This window comes from Halanaerobacter jeridensis, assembly GCF_016908315.1.
GTDB lineage: Bacteria > Bacillota > Halanaerobiia > Halobacteroidales > Halobacteroidaceae > Halanaerobacter > Halanaerobacter jeridensis.
The window spans coordinates 47049-64031 of the sequence record NZ_JAFBDQ010000015.1 but is presented as its reverse complement, the minus strand read 5'-3'; the positions used below and the strand labels follow the sequence as shown (position 1 = coordinate 64031).

The following is a 16983-nucleotide window of genomic DNA, read 5'->3' as shown; positions in this document are numbered from 1 at the left end:
AAATAATTTAAAGACATAGATAAATATATTGTTAAGATATTAAGTTTAAATTTAGCTAGCGGTATCCAGTGAAGAAAAGGAAGGTGATATTTATTTTTAAGCAAGGGAAAGTATTATTATCGACTGATTTTTCTAAGCGGGCGGAAAAGTTAACTGACACTTTAGTCGAATTAAAAAATGTTGGGATGGAAGAGGTAGTTATTTTACAAGTACTCAATGTTGATTTTAATATCCCTCAAGCAGTAGACTATAGTAAAAAGGCTGATAAAAAATTGCTAGAAAGAAGCCGAGAGAAAGCAGAAGAAATGGGATTAGAAGCTACAGTAGAAGTTAAAGTGGGAGAAACTGAACAGCAGATTGTTAAGACAGCTGAAGAAGAAAATTGTGATTTAATATTGATGGGCTCTCATGGAGGAGGCACAATTAAAAATATCCTCTTAGGCAGCACTACTCACAATGTCATCAGAAAAACTAAAATACCAGTATTAATAGAAAAATATGAAGAGATTCAAGGTGGAGATTTAACAGCTGTTTCTAATAAGAAGTTTGATGATATCTTATTACCAATTGATTTTTCTGATTCTACAAATCAAATATTAGATATAGTTGAGAAAATGAATGTTCCTTCAGAAAAGATCACTCTGATTTCTATAATTGAGCGGAGTGATAGTCTAGAAGAATTGAAAGAGAAAAAAGAGAAAGTAAAATCTAAATTAGAACAAGTCCAAGCTAAGTTAGTAGCTCAGGATATAGATATCAAATATGAGATTGAGGTCAGACATGGAGAACCTGCTGACAATATTGTTGAAATAGCCGAAGAGAAGGAAAATAATTTAATTATTATGCCTACTCGCGGTCAAGGTTCAATCAAAGAATTATTAATAGGTAGTACAGCAGAGCAGGTAGCTAAAAAATCACCAATTCCAGTTTTATTGGTACCAGATAATAGGAAGTAGTTTTGGAATTTGATTGTATGTTTTTGATTTGAACTGTCATACTGTTTAACTGTCTTACTATACACTATATTGTAGGGGGGTGAAATGATGAAGATTACTGTTTATGGACCAGGTTGTAAAAATTGTGTTAGTTTAGCTGATCATGCTAAAGAAGCTGCTGAAGAATTAGGTCTTGATGCTGAAGTAGAAAAAGTTGAAGATCCAGCAGAGATAGCTAAAGCTGGTATTATGAGTACACCAGGATTAGCTATTGATGGTAAGGTAAAAGTTAAAGGTCGTGTACCTAGTACTGATGAAATTAAGGAACTACTTAAATAGTGATAATTTGCTACAGCCTCTTGCCTGAAATCAGGGAGGAGGCTGTATTATTATTTTAATTGTTAACATTACATTAAAATTTGCTCTGCTAGTTGCAAGATTATGAAATAAAAGATAATATGGAAGTAAAAGCAGGAATTATTATTGAAAGTAATTTTACAATTATAATTTAGTGGGGAGTGGGAAAAATGAGATTAGCTATTATTTCAGATGTGCATAGTAATATTTATGCTTTGGAAAATGTACTTGAAGATATTGAAAATAGAAATGTAGACAAAATTGTTTGTGCTGGTGATTTAGTTGGTTATGCTCCGTTCCCAAATCAAGTAATTGAAAAGATCGAAGAAGAAGGTATTGATACGATTCAGGGGAATTATGACGATGCAATTGGTAATCATAAGATTGCATGTGGTTGTGATTATAATAGTGAAAAAGCTGAAAAAATCGGTATGTCTTCTATGAACTTTACCGGGAAAGAAACTACTGATGAAAATAAAGAATTTTTAGCTAATTTACCGAGGCAATTAGAATTAGATTTAGAAGATAAGAGTGCTTTATTAGTTCACGGTAGTCCAAGAAAAATTAATGAATACTTATATGCAGGTAGTGAGCAGGTGGAAGAAGTAGTAGCAGATTTAGAAGAAGATATTTTAATGTGTGGCCATACTCATTTACCATATCATTGTAAAATTGATGGTAAGCATGTGATTAATGTTGGTAGTATTGGTAAACCAAAACACGGCAATCCGAATGCTATTTATACAATTGTTGAAGTAGCAGATGGAAATGTAACTACTGAATTTGTTGAAGTAGCATATCCAGTTGCAAAGATAACTGATGCAATTAAAGATAGTGAATTAGTAGATGATTTAATCGATATTTTTGAAACTGGTAGAGGATAAATCAATTTTCCTCACTAAAAGTAATATTTAGCAATAGATTAAGATATAATTAAGTAGTAGTATCTTTTAATCTTATTACGAGAGTGAGGAGTTCAAATGGAAGAGTTTTTAGATTTCATTTATAAGAATAAGCAGGGAAAGAATCCTTATGAAACGAAAAGATATGTGTCTTTTAGCCAATTAGAAAAAGCTGGTTATTCCAAAACAGATATTTTTAATTATATAACGGAGGCCAATAAAAAAGGATTAATTTACGCCGGGAACGATATCTTTGGAGAAAGACGAGTGACTTTAAGTTCTAAAGGTAAGTTCTATGTAGAACATATAACAAAAAAAGTTGTTAATTAAAAAAAGTCCTCAATTGGGGACTTTTTTTAACTATGCTCTTTAATGAAATTTTTAACTCTTTCTTCTACTTCGTCTCTAGTTTCTCTGAACTTAGCAAGTTTTTCTTCATCTGATCCTTCAAATGCTTTAGGATCTTCAATATCCCAAAATAATCTAGTGCTGACATCAGGAAAAGTAGGACAATTTTTTTCAGCTTTGCGGCAGACAGTAACTAAAAAACCAAAGTGTTTTTTGCCTAGAAAACGTGAAATTTCTTTTGATTCTTGATCACTAATATCTAGTCCAACTTCCTGCATCACTTGTTTAGTCATCGGGTGAATTCCTTCTGCTTTTAATCCTCCACTGTATGCTTCAAAATTATCTGAATCATACTCTCTTAAAAATGCTTCAGCCATTTGACTGCGGGCTGAATTGCCAGTACAGATAAATAATACTTTAGCTTTACTCATTCTTATCATTCCTCTCTATAATTTGAAGTTAAGTATGTGAAATTATAAGTGTTCTAATATATAAATTCGTGATTAGTTGACAAAAGCCTGTGGAGATATGTTAAAGTTATGTAAATTTTCAGCTGAAAGGTTATATATAGTTTTTATTTGGTCAATTTGTGATAAAATAATATTATAAACTTAAAAGAGGTGATATTCATGGGACACATTAGTTCACCTGAAGATTTAAAAGAAAAGCTAAATCATTTAGCTGGAGTAGAAAAAGTAACTAATGCTTTAGAAAATTATATAAAACAGAAAGAAAAAAAGATTAAACCTTATGATTTAGGAGCAGATCTTTTTGATGCAGCCGGGAATGAGCAGAGGTATTGTGACAAATTGTTGCAATACTTTTTGTGTTTTTAGATAATATTAAAAAAGGAGAAAAAAGTAATTTCTAGAATATTATATTATAAGAATAAAGTAATGAGTAGCTGGTAGTGAGCTAAGCGAAAAATGGTGTATATAGATTGCGCGATTAGCAAAGCGAAGAGTAGAGAGAATAGGGCTGCACGAAGAGTTTTTGTATTTTAAAACTCGGAGGAGACAGTGAAAACAGTAAAGAATAAGAAGTAAAACCATTTAAAAAGATTAAATATATATAGCCTTAGCAGTGCCAAGGCTGAAAAATGTTAAAGATTTAAATGAGATAAGTAGGTGAAAAAGTGAAAGGATTAGGAACTGATATTATAGAGATTGAGCGAATTAAAGATGCAATCCAGAGAAGAGATAGATTTAAGACTAGATTTTTTACTGATAAAGAAGTTAAATATTGTGAACAATATAAAAAACCCTGGGCCAATTTCGCCGGTCGCTTTGCAGCTAAAGAAGCAGTAGTTAAAGCTTTAGGTACAGGATTTAGCGGTTTTAAGTGGCATGATGTAGAGATTATATCTACTAAAAGTGGCAAGCCGGAAGTCAATTTATACAATGGTGCTCAGGAAGTCGCAGATGATAAAGGAATAACTGAGATTATGATTAGTATTTCTCATTGTCATGATTATGCTGTGGCACAAGCAATAGCGGAATAAGAGGGGAGGTTGATAATTATTAAATTAGTTAGTGGTGCTCAAATGGGCCAAATTGATCGTTATACGATTGAGGAACTAGGAATTGATGGCGTTGTCTTGATGGAACAAGCTGGGCGGCGCGTAACTGAAGAAATTTTAGCTGAATATTCTGCTTTAGAAAAAGTTGTTGTTTTAGCAGGTAAAGGCAATAATGGTGGAGATGGATTTATAATTAGTAGGTTATTAGAGCAAGAAGGAATTGCAGTGCAGACTTTTTTAGTCGGGAATAAAGATGAAATAACTGGTGATGCTTGGGTTAATTTAGAGATATTAGAAAGATTAGATGATCAGGTAACAGAAGTAACTACAGCAGCAGATGTAGAAAATTTGCCCTCTGATTTAAAGCAGGCTGACTTGATTGTAGATGCTATGTTGGGGACGGGGATTAAAGGCAAACTGAGAGGATTATTCCCCAATATCATAGATTTAGTTAATGAAGTAAATACAGAAGTGACTGCTGTTGATATTCCTTCTGGTGTAGAGGCAGATAGTGGGATTGTTAGAGAGATGGCTGTGCAGGCTCAACAGACAGTAACTTTTGCTCTACCGAAATTAGGATTATTACTTTATCCAGGGGCCAAATTTGTGGGCCAATTAAAAGTAGTTGATATCGGCATTCCAAAGCAAGCAATTGCTCAACAAGAGATTGAGACTAATTTAATCACTGCTGATTTAGCTACTAAATTGCTACCTCTAAGAGATGATGATAGTCATAAAGGAAATTATGGTAAATTATTATTAGTAGCAGGCTCAACTGGCATGACTGGTGCAGCTGTATTAACTGCTCGAGCTAGTTTGAAGATGGGGGCAGGATTAGTTACTGTGGGAATACCAAGTAGTGTCAATCCTATCTTAGAGACCAAATTGACTGAAGCAATGACCTATCCGCTGGCTGAAACTAGGGATGGCAGTCTTGATGTAGGAGCAATAGAGCAGGTAGAAAAGTTAATGAGCAGTCGCGATGTTTTAGCAATTGGCCCAGGATTAACCACTACAGGTGAAGTTACTACAGTAGTGAATAAGTTGTTAACTAAAATTGAAGAACCTGTAGTAGTAGATGCTGATGGACTAAATGTAATTGATGACTTAGAAATATTAAAGGAAAGAGAAGCAGCAACGATACTTACTCCTCATCCGGGAGAGATGAGCCGGTTACTTGAGCAGCCTATTAAAGAAATTGAAGTAAACCGAGTTGCAGTAGCTCGAGAATTTGCTGTTGAGTATGGTGTAATATTAGTTCTCAAGGGGAGTCGAACTGTGATAGCAACTCCAACAGGAGAAGTCTATATTAATTATAGTGGTAATTCTGCTTTAGCTACTGGTGGTAGTGGTGATGTATTAACGGGATTAATAACTTCTTTAGTAGGTCAGGATTTGGCCCCAGTAGATGCAAGTATTATTGCTGTTTATCTGCATGGTTTAGCAGCGGAAATAGGAAGTGAAGAACTCACTAAGTATTCTTTAGTACCGAGTGATCTAATTGATTATTTACCACAGGCAATAAAAGCAATTGAGAATTGAAAATGGATAATTGGGAATTATGGTTGTCTGCTTTTGATTGTAATTATACATTATAAATTAATTTAAGGAGAGTGATAATCATGAAAGCATCTGAAATTATGACTACTAATGTAGTAACTGTTTCTCCTGAAGACACTGTTAAAGAAGTAGCGAAGGTACTAACTGAAGAAGATATTAGTGGTGTACCTGTAGTAGAAGATAATGAATTAGTGGGAATTGTAAGTGAAGGCGATTTAGTAGCCCATGATAAGAAATTACATTTTCCTAATTATGTGTATTTCCTTGATAGTGTATTTTATTTAGAAAGCTTTGAAAAATTTGAACAAGACCTCAAGAAGGTTGCTGCTGTTAAAATAAAAGATATTATGACTGAAGATGTAGTGACCATTAGTCCTGAGACTACTGTAGAAGATATAGCTACTTTATTAACTGATGAAGGAATTAATCGCTTACCAGTAATTGAAGATGGAGAAATGATAGGAATCGTAAGTAGAGCTGACATAGTAAAGTATATGAGTGAATAACCTATTAAAGATGAATCTAGGATAAAGATAAAATTACTAATCACGAAGGGTTTTGTAAAAACCCGTAGGGAGCAGATATAGTAAAGTATATGAGTGAGTAGTTTCTTAAGAGCTGTGAGTAAAAAGCAGAGGAAGATTGTTTAAGTGCTTCCTTCGCTTTTTACTTTAAATTATGGCTAATAAAGGGATATTTATAATGGATTGACGAATTACGGTATTTTTGCTATACTCTATTATTGAAATCGCGCCTTAAGGTGCGATTTTTCTATGGCATTAGCAAAACAAAAGATAGTTATTTCAGAAGGGAGGATATTAGAATGACTGAAATAATTATTAAAGGGCTTAAGGAGCACATTGGCCCTGGAGATATTGTTGGAGCGCTAACAAATGAAGCTGATATTAGTGGTAATCAAATTGGAAATATTGACTTTAAAAATAAAATTGCTCTTGTGGAAATTGAAGATAGTGTGTCAGAAAAAGTTGCAAAGGTGATGGATGATAATCAAATTGCAGGAGTGACAGTTAATGTTGAGCAGGATAATGACTTTCGTGATAAGTTAGAGCAAGTAGAAGATTATTTAGAGAAGTATGAACATTTAGTTGAATTGGAACGAGAAGAAGAGATGCGACGTCATGAAAGCGAAATTAAACATTTATCAGGTTATGAACGAGAAGAAAAAGGTCGAGCAATATTACATTTGCGCGGTCGTGATGAAGGACAAGGTTTAGCTGGAAAATTTTTAGTCAAATTTATGCGCAATCATAAAGGAGAAGAGCTACCTGATAATGAAATTAGTATTGGCGATTTAGTAATGTTAAGCAAAAATGAACCGCTAAATGATGATAATCCGACTGGAACAGTAGTCGAACAAACAAATTATTCTGTGACAGTTGCTTTTGATAATAAACCGCTTGGTTTTGTTTATGGTAAAGATTTAAGAATGGACTTATATGTTAATGATATTACTTTCCAACGTATGTTAGATGCATTAGAAGAGTTGAGAGTAGCGACAGGAAGATTAGATGAATTAAAGGATAAATTATTAGGTTTATCTGGGCTGAACTTTTCTGAAACTCCAGAGATTGAGTTCTTTAATGAACAACTAAATCAACCGCAGCAAAAGGCGGTTAAATCGGCTTTAGCAGCAGATGACTTTTTCTTAGTTCACGGTCCGCCGGGAACTGGTAAGACAACAACAGCAATTGAAATTTTACAGCAAGCAGTAGAAGAAGAACAATCCATTTTAGCGACTGCTGATTCTAATACTGCTGTTGATAATATAGTAGAACGATTAGTTGAGCAAGATGTAGAAGTACTACGCGTAGGTCATCCAGTGCGAGTTAATCCATTGTTAAGAGAACATACCTTAGATTATGTGATTGAAGAGCATCCGAAGTATCAAAAGGCAGTAGAATTAAGAGAAAAAGCCTATGACTTGTTAGAGCAACAAGAGGAACATACTCATCCAAGCGGTAAGTGGAGACGAGGAATGAGTAATGGACAGATAAGAAGTCTAGCTGAAGATGGCAAAGGTAGTCGGGGTGTGCCGCCAGAAAAGATTCAAGATATGGCTCAATGGCTAAAACTACAAGATAAGATTGATGAATTATTTGAGAAAGTTGAACGTCTAGAAGATGAAGCAGTACAAGAATTAATTGATAGAGCTGATGTGGTCTGTAGTACTAACTCTACGGCTGGTTCTGAAGTGTTATCAGGACAGGAGTTTGATCTATTAGTAGTGGATGAAGCTACGCAGGCAACAGAACCTTCAGCTTTAATTCCTCTAACTAAAGCTAAAAAGGTAGTCTTAGCAGGGGATCATAAGCAGTTACCACCAACTATTTTAAATGAAGAGGCAAAGCAGAAAGGTTTAGCTAAAAGTTTATTTGAAAGATTACTAGAAGTGCATGGCTCAGAGATTAAACAGGTCTTAAACTTACAGTACCGGATGAATCAAGATATTATGAACTTTTCTAATCGTGAGTTTTATGATGGGCAGTTAGAAGCAGCACCTGCAGTTAAAGATTGGCAATTAAGTGATTTAGATCTTGAGTTGCCAGATGGTAATGCTCCCGCTGAACAGGCCTTAAACCGAGAGGAAGTGATTAGCTTTTTAGATACTTGTGGTATGGAAGTATCAGAGCATTCTAAAAAGGATTCAACTTCGGTGCAGAATGAAATGGAAGCAGATTTAGTGGAAGAAATAGTAGGACAAGTTAGCCGGACTGGAATTGATTTAACAGAAGTAGCGGTGATTACTCCTTATCAAGATCAAGTGGAGTTAATCAATAAATTAGTGGCAGCAGAAGAGATAGAAATTGATACAGTAGATGGTTTTCAAGGTCGCGAAAAGGAAGTTATTATCTTCTCTTTAGTAAGAAATAATGAACGGAAAAATATAGGTTTCCTCAAAGATATTCGGCGTTTAAATGTATCTTTAACACGAGCTAAAAAGAAGTTGATTATTATTGGTGATTCTGATACTATTGCTCGCCATCAAGTTTATAATAATTTGACTAATTATGTCGAAAAACACGGATTTTATTATGAACTTTAATTACTGATATATTTAGCCCTGAGAAAAGAAAAAATTAAATTAATTTAACTTTAATTTAGAATCAATTTATGGTATACTATTATTAGCATTGTGAAGCTAAAGGTAGTAAAAAGGTAGTAAGTATCAAACTATATAATAAATCCATACTTCCTGAGGTGATAATAAGATGGCTGGGGGCCAATTAGCAGAAGAAAACTTAAGTAATAACTTTAAGTTAAACAAATCTAAGCAGCAGCTGCGGGAAGAACTAAAAGAAGGATACTCACAGATGGCGGATTTAAATTTGAAATTAGCCGAAGAAGGGTTGATGGCTGAGAAAGAGGCTTATCAGCAAATTCAGTAGGAGTAGAAGGAGGCGTTGGAAGCGTCTCTTTTTTATTATTTCCATTTTAGTGTATATTTTGAGCTTGGATTGTAATAAAATATTAGTAAGTTGTAATTACATAAGTACATAATTTGTTCACAGGTAGGGCAAGCATAACATATATTATAGTAAGTTCTAGTTATAAAGGCTAGGAGGGATTTTGCTTGACAAATTTAAAGAAGGTATCTGTTTCTTTTACAAATGATATGCTGCAGGAGCTGCGAGGAATTGCTCAGGAAAGAAATCAGGATTGTTCTGATTTTATTAATGAGATTTTAAGCCCTCACCTTAGAAGAAGTAAAAAACAAAAATTTAGTCAGAAGTTGAAACAAGGTTATTTAGAAATGAGCGATCTTAATTTGGAATTGGCACGAAAATATTTTGCGTCAGAAAACAAAAGTTTCTTTAATTATGAGGAAAGATTAGCGGAGTGTGATTAAAAGTGGTAGTAAAACGTGGTGATGTTTTTTATGCGGATTTAAATCCAGTAGTTGGTTCGGAACAAGGTGGAATTAGACCAGTGTTGGTAATTCAAAATGATATCGGTAATAAGTATAGTCCGACTGTAATTGTAGCAGCGATAACTTCTAAAATTGATAAAGCTAAGCTGCCTACTCATGTAGAGATTAATGCCGATACTTCTAGTTTGGATAGAGACTCAGTGATTTTATTAGAACAGATTAGAACAATTGATAAGAAAAGATTAAAAAGAAGAATTGCTCATTTGAAAGAAGAAATAGTAGAAGAAGTAGATAAATCATTAAAAATAAGCCTAGGGCTAGTAGAGTTTTGATAAAAATACTTTTAGTTAATGCATTAACTAAAAGTATTTTCTTATTTGAGCTTAAAATTTTTTATTTAGGATGTGTTGCTTGTGAAAAAAATAATTGATTTTGTGAACCAGATGGAAGAAGAATTGACAGCTTTGCGTAGAGATCTACACCGCCATCCTGAATTAGGTTTTGCCGAACATAGAACAGCTAAAAAAGTTAAAAATTACTTAAGTCAATTAGGTTTAGAAGTAGAAGAGGTAGCTACAACTGGAGTTGTAGCTACCTTAAAAGTTGCTCCTGGCCCGACCATTGCTCTGCGGGCTGATATGGATGCTTTACCGATTACTGAAGCAACAGATGTAGATTATAAATCGCAGAATGAGGGTGTCATGCATGCTTGTGGACATGATGGTCATACAGCAATTTTACTAGCAACTGCTAAAGTACTAACAAAATTCAAAGACCATTTAGCAGGAACGATAAAATTCATCTTTCAACCAGCTGAAGAAGGACCTGGTGGTGCTAAACCTCTAATTGAAGCAGGGGTCTTAACTGATCCAGAGGTAGACAATATTTTCGGGCTACATATTAACAATCAACTTCCAACGGGTACAATTGGGGTCCAAAAAAGTGCAGTTTCTGCAGCAGCTGATGAAATAAATTTAAAGGTGATTGGAGAAAGTGGTCATGCTTCTACCCCCCAACGTGGAATTGACGCTATTTATACTGCCGGAGAAATTGTAACTTCTCTGCAGTCAGTGATTAGCCGTCAGATTGACCCTCATCATACAGCTGTGATTAATCTAGGTACTATTGAAGGTGGTTATCGGCGCAATGTAATTGCAGATGAAGTGCAAATCACAGGGACAGTTAGGACTACTGACCCTGATTTAAGAGAGCAAATGCCGCACAAAATTGAAAGAGTGATTAAAGGAATTACAACTAGCCAAGGTGCTGATTATGAATTGGATTATAATTTTGGTTATCCAGTATTGATTAATGACACACCATTAGTAGAAGAAATGGTACCTAAATTAAAAGAAGTAGACTCTTTTAATCAGATTAAGTATTTACCTCGTCCTTCAATGGGAGCAGAAGATTTTGCTTATTATTTGAGGGAAGTACCAGGAGTGTTCTTTAGATTAGGGGCTGGGGGCGAGACAATGGATTATTATGATGCTCATAACTCTAAATTCAACTTTGATGAAAGTGCTCTAAAATTAGGGGTTATTTTATTTATTACTTTAACTTTAGAGCGGATAAAGGACTTTTAAAATAATTATTGAATATATAATATTATGATAGTGCAATTAGTAATTTGCTAGTGGGAGGAATTTGATGTGAAAAAACAGATAATAATTATGCTATTATTGTTAACTTTGTTAGTGCCCCTAACAAATGTTCAAGCCCAGCAGAAACAGATTACTCCGCAAAATTTAATAGACGACTTAGTGGAACAATTAGAGGTGATTAAAGATTTTAAGGGTACAGTAGTAACTAAGGTTTATTTAAATGATGAAGTTTTTAATTCGCGAACTCAAATTATGAAGTCGCAAACAAGGTCAATGACTAGAGACCATGGGGATACTAGTATCCCTGCCGGAGAGAAAAGTTTATTATTGAATACAATCCCTTGGATTTATCTGCCACCTGATTATGAAACGATAAAATCTTCCTTACCTTTAGCAGTACAAACTGATTATAAAAATCCATTAAATATGACTAATCAATTATATGATATGAAGTTATTAGGCGAAGCAACTTATCAACAGCGTGATGTTTATATTGTTGAACTACAAAATGTTTTTTCTACCCAGCGTGTCTATATTGACCAAGAATATTTGACGATTAGAAAAGTAGATGTATTTAATGGTAGTAATATTAAGGTAGCTACCATTCGTTATAATGATTTTGAATTATTTGCCGAAGAAGTGTGGATGCCAACTAAGATAGTAGTTACTGATTCTGTAGGACAGAGTGTACTAGAAGTAAATTATCAAAATTGGCAGGTTAATTTAGGATTAACTAGTTTTGATTTCTTAGAAGGGTTTGAAACAGATTATCAGACTAAAATTAATAAATTACAGCAAAAATTAGAAAATAGTAATCAAAAAGATAAATTGTATGTAGAACTAAGTGATTTATATCAGAAGAATGGAGATACTAAAAAAGCTATTTCTGCTTTACAGCAGGCAATTAGCCGGGAAGATAAGATTGCATATCGTAAAAAATTAGCTAAGATTTATCAACAGCAGGGTCAATTTAGTAAAGCATTAGGTGAAATCAAGGCTGCCTTACAGGTAAATTATGATGATGCAGAACTTCATTATTTATTAGGAGAATTGCAACTGCAGTCAGGTAATACAGATCAAGCCCGTAGTTATCTAGAACGAGCTATATCCTATGATAGTGGAAATGAAAAGTATTTGGAAAAACTATTTTGGGTCTATAATAATTTAGCTAATAAAAACAATGACCTATATATGTTAGAAAGAGCTCAAAAGACAATTAAGAAATTAATTGATCTAGCGCCTAAAAATGAAGATTATAGAATCTATTTAGGGGATATATATCTTAAAACTGGTAAAACTATTAAAGCAGCAGATGCTTATCAGAAAGCTGTAGATTTAGCACCAAAAGATACTTGGGCTTATATTAAGTTAGCTAATTATTATAAAGAGATTAAAAATTATGAGAAAGCAGAAGAATTATATCGCTATGTGATTTATTTAGAAGATTCTTTAGAGAATCATAAACGTTTAGCAGATTTATACTTTGAACAGAAAAAATATGAGTTAGCCTTAGAGGAGTATCAAACTATCTCTAACCGGGCTGCTAATGATTTAGATGTAAGACTACGTTTAGCAGAAAATTATGTAGCTGTGGGAGAAACTGAGCAAGCACTTAAAATTTTCAGTCAGGTCTTAGGAGAAAGAGATTCTGAAGAATTATATACCCGAATCACAGATATTATTAAAAAGTATAATCCTGAAACAGCTATTGAAGTATTACATCATTTGTTACAGCAAGAAGACTTGCTTACTTCACGACAAAGAGATAAATTATATAGACATTTAGGTACAATGTATTTTAAAAAGATAAAACAAGAGCAGGAAGAAAAAATAGCAGAGTTGCTGCCCTTGAAATCTCAAGCTCAGATTTATAATTTAATGGGCGAGATTGAATTTTCTAATGGTAACCTTGAAGAAGCAGCAACTTATTTTGCTAATTCGGTTACTGAGAGTTCTTCAGTTAGCAATCGCTATAATTTAGCTGTTAGCTATTTGTTAATGGATAAATTTTCTTTAGCGCGACAAGAAGCAACAGAAGTAGTTGAATTAGGGGCTATTGAAAAAGGGGAAAGAATTATAGATTTAAGTTATGATTTGACAGAATGGAAGAAAGAGTATTATAAACAGTATGTAGCAGGTAGAATTAATTTGATTGAAGGAAATCAATTGCGGCAACAAGGAGAACTTGATGAAGCTAAAATTGAATATCAAGCTTCTATGTCAGAGAACTATCAATATCAACCGCCTTATTTTTATTTAAGTCTTTTCTATTCTGTAACTAAGCAAAATGATAAATTAGAACTAGCTAAACATGGAGTCAATGATAAAACTAAGGGTTTATTACAAGAAGTAATTGCAGTAATAAATGAAGTGAAGGCTTAATTTGGAGATTAGGCTCGAATAAGGTTGACAATTCAATATTGAATTATTAAAATTAAACAGTATTAATTGATGAATAAAAATGTAGCTGGGAGGTAGAAAAATATGTTGAAAATAAAAACGAGTAGTGAAGAAGAAACTATTAAATTAGGTAAAAAATTAGGTTCTAAATTAAATCCAGGAGATATTGTCTGTCTGCAAGGAGATTTAGGAACAGGAAAAACTACTTTTGCTAAAGGTATTTGTGCTGGGTTAGGAGTGACTGCACCTGTAACTAGCCCTACTTATAAGATGGTTAATGAGTATCGTGGTGAGTTAAAGGTAATTCATTTAGATTTATATCGAATTCATGAAGAAGATGAATTGTATGATTTAGGATTTGAAGAATATATTTATGGTGATGGAGTGGCTATTATTGAATGGCCTGATAAGGCAGGTAGTTTGATGCCGGATAATTATTTGGATATTCATTTTCAAGGCCAAGGGGATGACCGAGAAGTAAGATTTATTCCTCAGGCTAATAAATATATTGGATTGGTAGCGGAGCTGAAACAAGATGTTGATTTTAACAATTGATAGTTCGACTAAAGTAGGTAGTGTTAGTTTAATTAATGATGAAAAGTTAATTGCAGAGGAATTATTGAATTTACAGTTAAACCACTCGCCGCGATTGATGCCGGCTGTGGTTGATGTGCTGGATAAGTGTGACTATGATAAGGATGATTTAGATGGCATTGCTGTGACTGTGGGTCCAGGCTCTTTTACTGGGACGCGGATTGGTGTTGCGGCTGCGAAGAGCTTGGCCCAGAGTTTGGAAGTGCCGATTGTCGGTATTTCTACTTTGGAAGTATTGGCGGCAGGATTAAAGTATGTAAGTGGTTATATTTGTCCTATGATTGATGCGCGACGTAATCGAGTCTTTAGTGCTCTTTATCAAGGGGCAGGAGCAGGAGATGAATTTGCAGCTCAAACTACAGAATCGTTATTAGAGATTGATGATCTATTAGCAGAATTAAAAGAGATTGAAGAAGAAATTTATTTTGTCGGTCAAATTGTTAGCGAATATCAAGAGCAAATAGAGGCTGAAATTGAGCAGCCTAAATTTATAGAGCATAGTTTTAATCTTCCTCGTGCAGGAGTAGTAGGAGATTTAGCTTGGTCTAGATTAACTGCTGGGCAAGAAGATGAATTATACGCCTTAAAACCTAACTATTTAAAACGTTCGCAAGCAGAAATTGAATGGGAAGCTAAAAACAACTAAAGTGAGGTTCTATTAGTGAATCGTTTAGAGATAAGGGAATTACAGGAAAGCGATTTGGAAGAAGTATCAAAAATTGAAGCAGAAGCCTTTCCTAGCCCTTGGTCGAATAAAACTTTTTTGAAAGAATTGAATAATCCTTTTGCTCTTTATTTAGTAGGAGGGTTAGAGGATGAAATTGTAGTCTATATTGGCTGCTGGCTATTGGATGAGCAGATTCATATCACTACTTTGGCTACGAAGATGGAATATAGAAAGAATGGACTGGCTACAGAGATTTTGCATAATCTCTTAGCTCGAGCTAAAGAAATGGGCAAGGAAAAAGCTAGTTTAGAGGTACGAATTTCCAATAAAAAAGCTCAACAGATGTATATTAAAGAGGGTTTTTTTAAGATTGCTAAAAAGAGAAGTTATTATAAAGATAATGGTGAAGATGCAATTGTGATGTGGAAACAATTATAGTAATTAGTAAAGAACACTGCATATAGATTGCGCAGATCATAAAGCTCTAAGTAGAGAGTATAGGGCTGTACGAAGTGTTTTTTGAACTTTAAAAACACGGAGGGCGCAACTAAGCATCAAACAGCAACTAGCAATTAGAAAAAGTAAAGAGTAAAACAGTAAAGAGTAAACAGTAAAGAGTAAGAATAGTAATGAGTAAACAGTAAAGAGTAAGAATGGTAAAGAGTAATGAGTAAACAGTAAGACAAGTGAAAAGAAGAGATTAAAGGCAAAAATATTGAGACAGAAAACATTAAAGCTAGTGAAGCGAAAAAACATAAAAGGCAAATAAAAACATTTAATACATAAAAGTTTGAAGGTATAAGTTGTGATGTAGGTGACAGAATTTGTTTACATATACGGGAGTGACAAGTTATGAGTGAAGAGTTTTTAACATTAGGAATTGAGAGTTCTTGTGATGAGACTTCTGCAGCGGTAGTTCGAGGTGGTAAAGAAGTACTGTCGAATATTATTTCTTCGCAGGTTGATTGGCACCGTAAGTTTGGTGGTGTAGTACCGGAGATTGCTTCGCGAAAGCATGTGGAATTGATGAATCCGGTGATTGATGAAGCCTTGGCAGAAGCAGGAGTTAGCTTTGCTGATTTATCGGCGGTGGCTGTGACATTTGGCCCGGGCTTAGTCGGTGGTTTATTGGTTGGTATTTCTGCGGCTAAGTCTATTGCTTATGCTCATGATATTCCTTTGGTTGCAGTCAATCATATTGAAGGACATATCTATGCTAATTTTATTTCTCATCCCGAATTGGAACCACCAGTAGTCTGTTTGACGGTTTCTGGTGGACATACTGATTTACTTTATTTTGAAGATTTAGGCGACTATGAGATTATTGGTCGGACCATAGATGATGCAGCAGGAGAAGCATTTGATAAGGTGGCACGAGTGATGGAAGCTGGCTTTCCCGGCGGACCTGCGATTGATAAGTTGGCTAAAAAAGGAGATCCAGAAGCGATTGATTTACCTCGGCCGATGATTAATGATTCAAGCTATGATTTCAGTTTTAGCGGTCTGAAAACAGCAGTTTTAAATTATATTAATAATACTAAACAGCGCGGTGAAGAAATTAATAAAGCTGACTTAGCAGCTAGTTTTCAACAGGCAGTTGTAGATGTCTTAACTGCCAAGATAATGAGAGCGGCTGATGATAAAGGTGTCGATAATGTATTGTTGTCCGGAGGAGTAGCAGCTAATAGTCAGTTGAGAGAACAACTGCAGGAGAAGTTAGAAGAACAAGGTAAGGAACTTTACTATCCTGAAACTAGAATTTGTACTGACAATGCAGCTATGATTGCTAGTGCAGGCTATTTCAATTGGCAGCAAAATCAGGAAGCAGCAGGTTATGATTTGAACGCAGAACCGAATTTGCAGTTGGGGGAGTAAATATAATATAAATTTTAGTAGAGGAAGGTGATAATATGGATGGAAAAAAGAGAAAAAATATAAAACCTGGATTGAAGGTATCAGTTGTACAAAAAAAAGACCAAAAATCAGGTGAACTAACGGATGGAGTAGTAAAAGATATTCTAACTAATTCGGCCACACATCCCTACGGAATTAAGGTTCGTCTTGAGAGTGGAGTAGTTGGTAGAGTGCAAAAGATTAAATCTTAAAAATAAGAAAAAATATTAGAAATTGAATCAAAGGTATTGAATAGAAGATTATATCTGCATAAATATACTGATTATGCAGAAGAGGAAATGCCATTTCAAGTGA

The 16983-nt window shown here is 34.3% G+C and carries 20 protein-coding genes; 19 read left to right on the top strand and 1 reads right to left on the bottom strand.

Annotated elements, in window-relative coordinates:
• Positions 1-68 precede the first annotated feature (68 nt).
• The 4 genes from JOC47_RS12620 to JOC47_RS12605 all read left to right on the top strand — a co-directional run bounded on the left by JOC47_RS12620 (position 69) and on the right by JOC47_RS12605 (position 2524).
• Positions 69-956, top strand: a complete 888-nt coding sequence (locus JOC47_RS12620) for a universal stress protein (protein ID WP_204702445.1) — start codon at positions 69-71, stop codon at positions 954-956.
• An 87-nt stretch (positions 957-1043) separates the two neighbouring features.
• Positions 1044-1274, top strand: a complete 231-nt coding sequence (locus JOC47_RS12615; protein WP_204702444.1) for a thioredoxin family protein — start codon at positions 1044-1046, stop codon at positions 1272-1274.
• Positions 1275-1462: 188 nt separating this feature from the next.
• Positions 1463-2176 carry a metallophosphoesterase family protein gene (locus JOC47_RS12610; protein WP_204702443.1) on the top strand — a complete coding sequence of 238 codons (714 nt, stop codon included), beginning with the start codon at positions 1463-1465 and terminating at the stop codon, positions 2174-2176.
• Positions 2177-2272: 96 nt separating this feature from the next.
• Entirely contained in the window at positions 2273-2524 is a 252-nt protein-coding gene (locus JOC47_RS12605) for a hypothetical protein (protein WP_204702442.1), read from the top strand.
• A 26-nt stretch (positions 2525-2550) separates the two neighbouring features.
• Here the strand turns inward: JOC47_RS12605 and JOC47_RS12600 are convergent, their stop codons facing one another.
• Positions 2551-2973, bottom strand: a complete 423-nt coding sequence (locus JOC47_RS12600) for an arsenate reductase ArsC (protein ID WP_204702441.1) — start codon at positions 2971-2973, stop codon at positions 2551-2553.
• Between the two features lie 198 nt (positions 2974-3171).
• Between JOC47_RS12600 and JOC47_RS12595 the strand changes: the two genes are divergently transcribed.
• The 15 genes from JOC47_RS12595 (at position 3172) to JOC47_RS12525 (ending at position 16880) form a co-directional block, all read left to right on the top strand.
• Positions 3172-3378, top strand: coding sequence for a hypothetical protein (locus tag JOC47_RS12595; protein ID WP_204702440.1), 207 nt, complete (start codon positions 3172-3174; stop codon positions 3376-3378).
• A gap of 299 nt (positions 3379-3677) precedes the next feature.
• On the top strand, positions 3678-4043 hold the full coding sequence (acpS, locus tag JOC47_RS12590) for a holo-ACP synthase (protein ID WP_204702439.1): 366 nt from the start codon (positions 3678-3680) through the stop codon (positions 4041-4043).
• 9 nt (positions 4044-4052) lie between these two features.
• Positions 4053-5603 carry an NAD(P)H-hydrate dehydratase gene (locus JOC47_RS12585; protein WP_239551210.1) on the top strand — a complete coding sequence of 517 codons (1551 nt, stop codon included), beginning with the start codon at positions 4053-4055 and terminating at the stop codon, positions 5601-5603.
• An 80-nt stretch (positions 5604-5683) separates the two neighbouring features.
• Positions 5684-6127: a CBS domain-containing protein gene (locus JOC47_RS12580; protein WP_204702438.1), complete on the top strand. Its 444-nt coding sequence runs from the start codon at positions 5684-5686 to the stop codon at positions 6125-6127.
• A 317-nt stretch (positions 6128-6444) separates the two neighbouring features.
• A complete protein-coding gene (locus JOC47_RS12575; RefSeq protein ID WP_204702437.1) occupies positions 6445-8685 on the top strand; it encodes an IGHMBP2 family helicase in 2241 nt (746 codons plus the stop codon).
• 166 nt (positions 8686-8851) lie between these two features.
• Positions 8852-9028 carry a hypothetical protein gene (locus JOC47_RS12570; protein ID WP_204702460.1) on the top strand — a complete coding sequence of 59 codons (177 nt, stop codon included), beginning with the start codon at positions 8852-8854 and terminating at the stop codon, positions 9026-9028.
• Between the two features lie 185 nt (positions 9029-9213).
• Positions 9214-9489 (top strand): CopG family transcriptional regulator, encoded by a 276-nt coding sequence (locus tag JOC47_RS12565; protein WP_204702436.1) that lies wholly within the window; start codon positions 9214-9216, stop codon positions 9487-9489.
• Between the two features lie 2 nt (positions 9490-9491).
• A complete protein-coding gene (locus JOC47_RS12560; RefSeq protein WP_204702435.1) occupies positions 9492-9842 on the top strand; it encodes a type II toxin-antitoxin system PemK/MazF family toxin in 351 nt (116 codons plus the stop codon).
• 81 nt (positions 9843-9923) lie between these two features.
• Positions 9924-11096: an amidohydrolase gene (locus tag JOC47_RS12555; RefSeq protein WP_204702434.1), complete on the top strand. Its 1173-nt coding sequence runs from the start codon at positions 9924-9926 to the stop codon at positions 11094-11096.
• A 66-nt stretch (positions 11097-11162) separates the two neighbouring features.
• Positions 11163-13496, top strand: a complete 2334-nt coding sequence (locus JOC47_RS12550) for a tetratricopeptide repeat protein (RefSeq protein ID WP_204702433.1) — start codon at positions 11163-11165, stop codon at positions 13494-13496.
• Between the two features lie 102 nt (positions 13497-13598).
• Complete coding sequence (tsaE, locus tag JOC47_RS12545) at positions 13599-14069, top strand: tRNA (adenosine(37)-N6)-threonylcarbamoyltransferase complex ATPase subunit type 1 TsaE (RefSeq protein WP_204702432.1); 471 nt, start codon at positions 13599-13601, stop codon at positions 14067-14069.
• Positions 14050-14754, top strand: coding sequence for a tRNA (adenosine(37)-N6)-threonylcarbamoyltransferase complex dimerization subunit type 1 TsaB (tsaB, locus tag JOC47_RS12540; protein WP_204702431.1), 705 nt, complete (start codon positions 14050-14052; stop codon positions 14752-14754). The genes tsaE and tsaB overlap by 20 nt, the downstream gene beginning before the upstream one ends.
• 15 nt (positions 14755-14769) lie before the next feature.
• Entirely contained in the window at positions 14770-15213 is a 444-nt protein-coding gene (rimI, locus tag JOC47_RS12535) for a ribosomal protein S18-alanine N-acetyltransferase (protein ID WP_204702430.1), read from the top strand.
• Between the two features lie 414 nt (positions 15214-15627).
• Positions 15628-16650, top strand: a complete 1023-nt coding sequence (tsaD, locus tag JOC47_RS12530; protein WP_204702429.1) for a tRNA (adenosine(37)-N6)-threonylcarbamoyltransferase complex transferase subunit TsaD — start codon at positions 15628-15630, stop codon at positions 16648-16650.
• A 35-nt stretch (positions 16651-16685) separates the two neighbouring features.
• Positions 16686-16880: a YwbE family protein gene (locus JOC47_RS12525; RefSeq protein ID WP_204702428.1), complete on the top strand. Its 195-nt coding sequence runs from the start codon at positions 16686-16688 to the stop codon at positions 16878-16880.
• Positions 16881-16983: the final 103 nt, after the last annotated feature.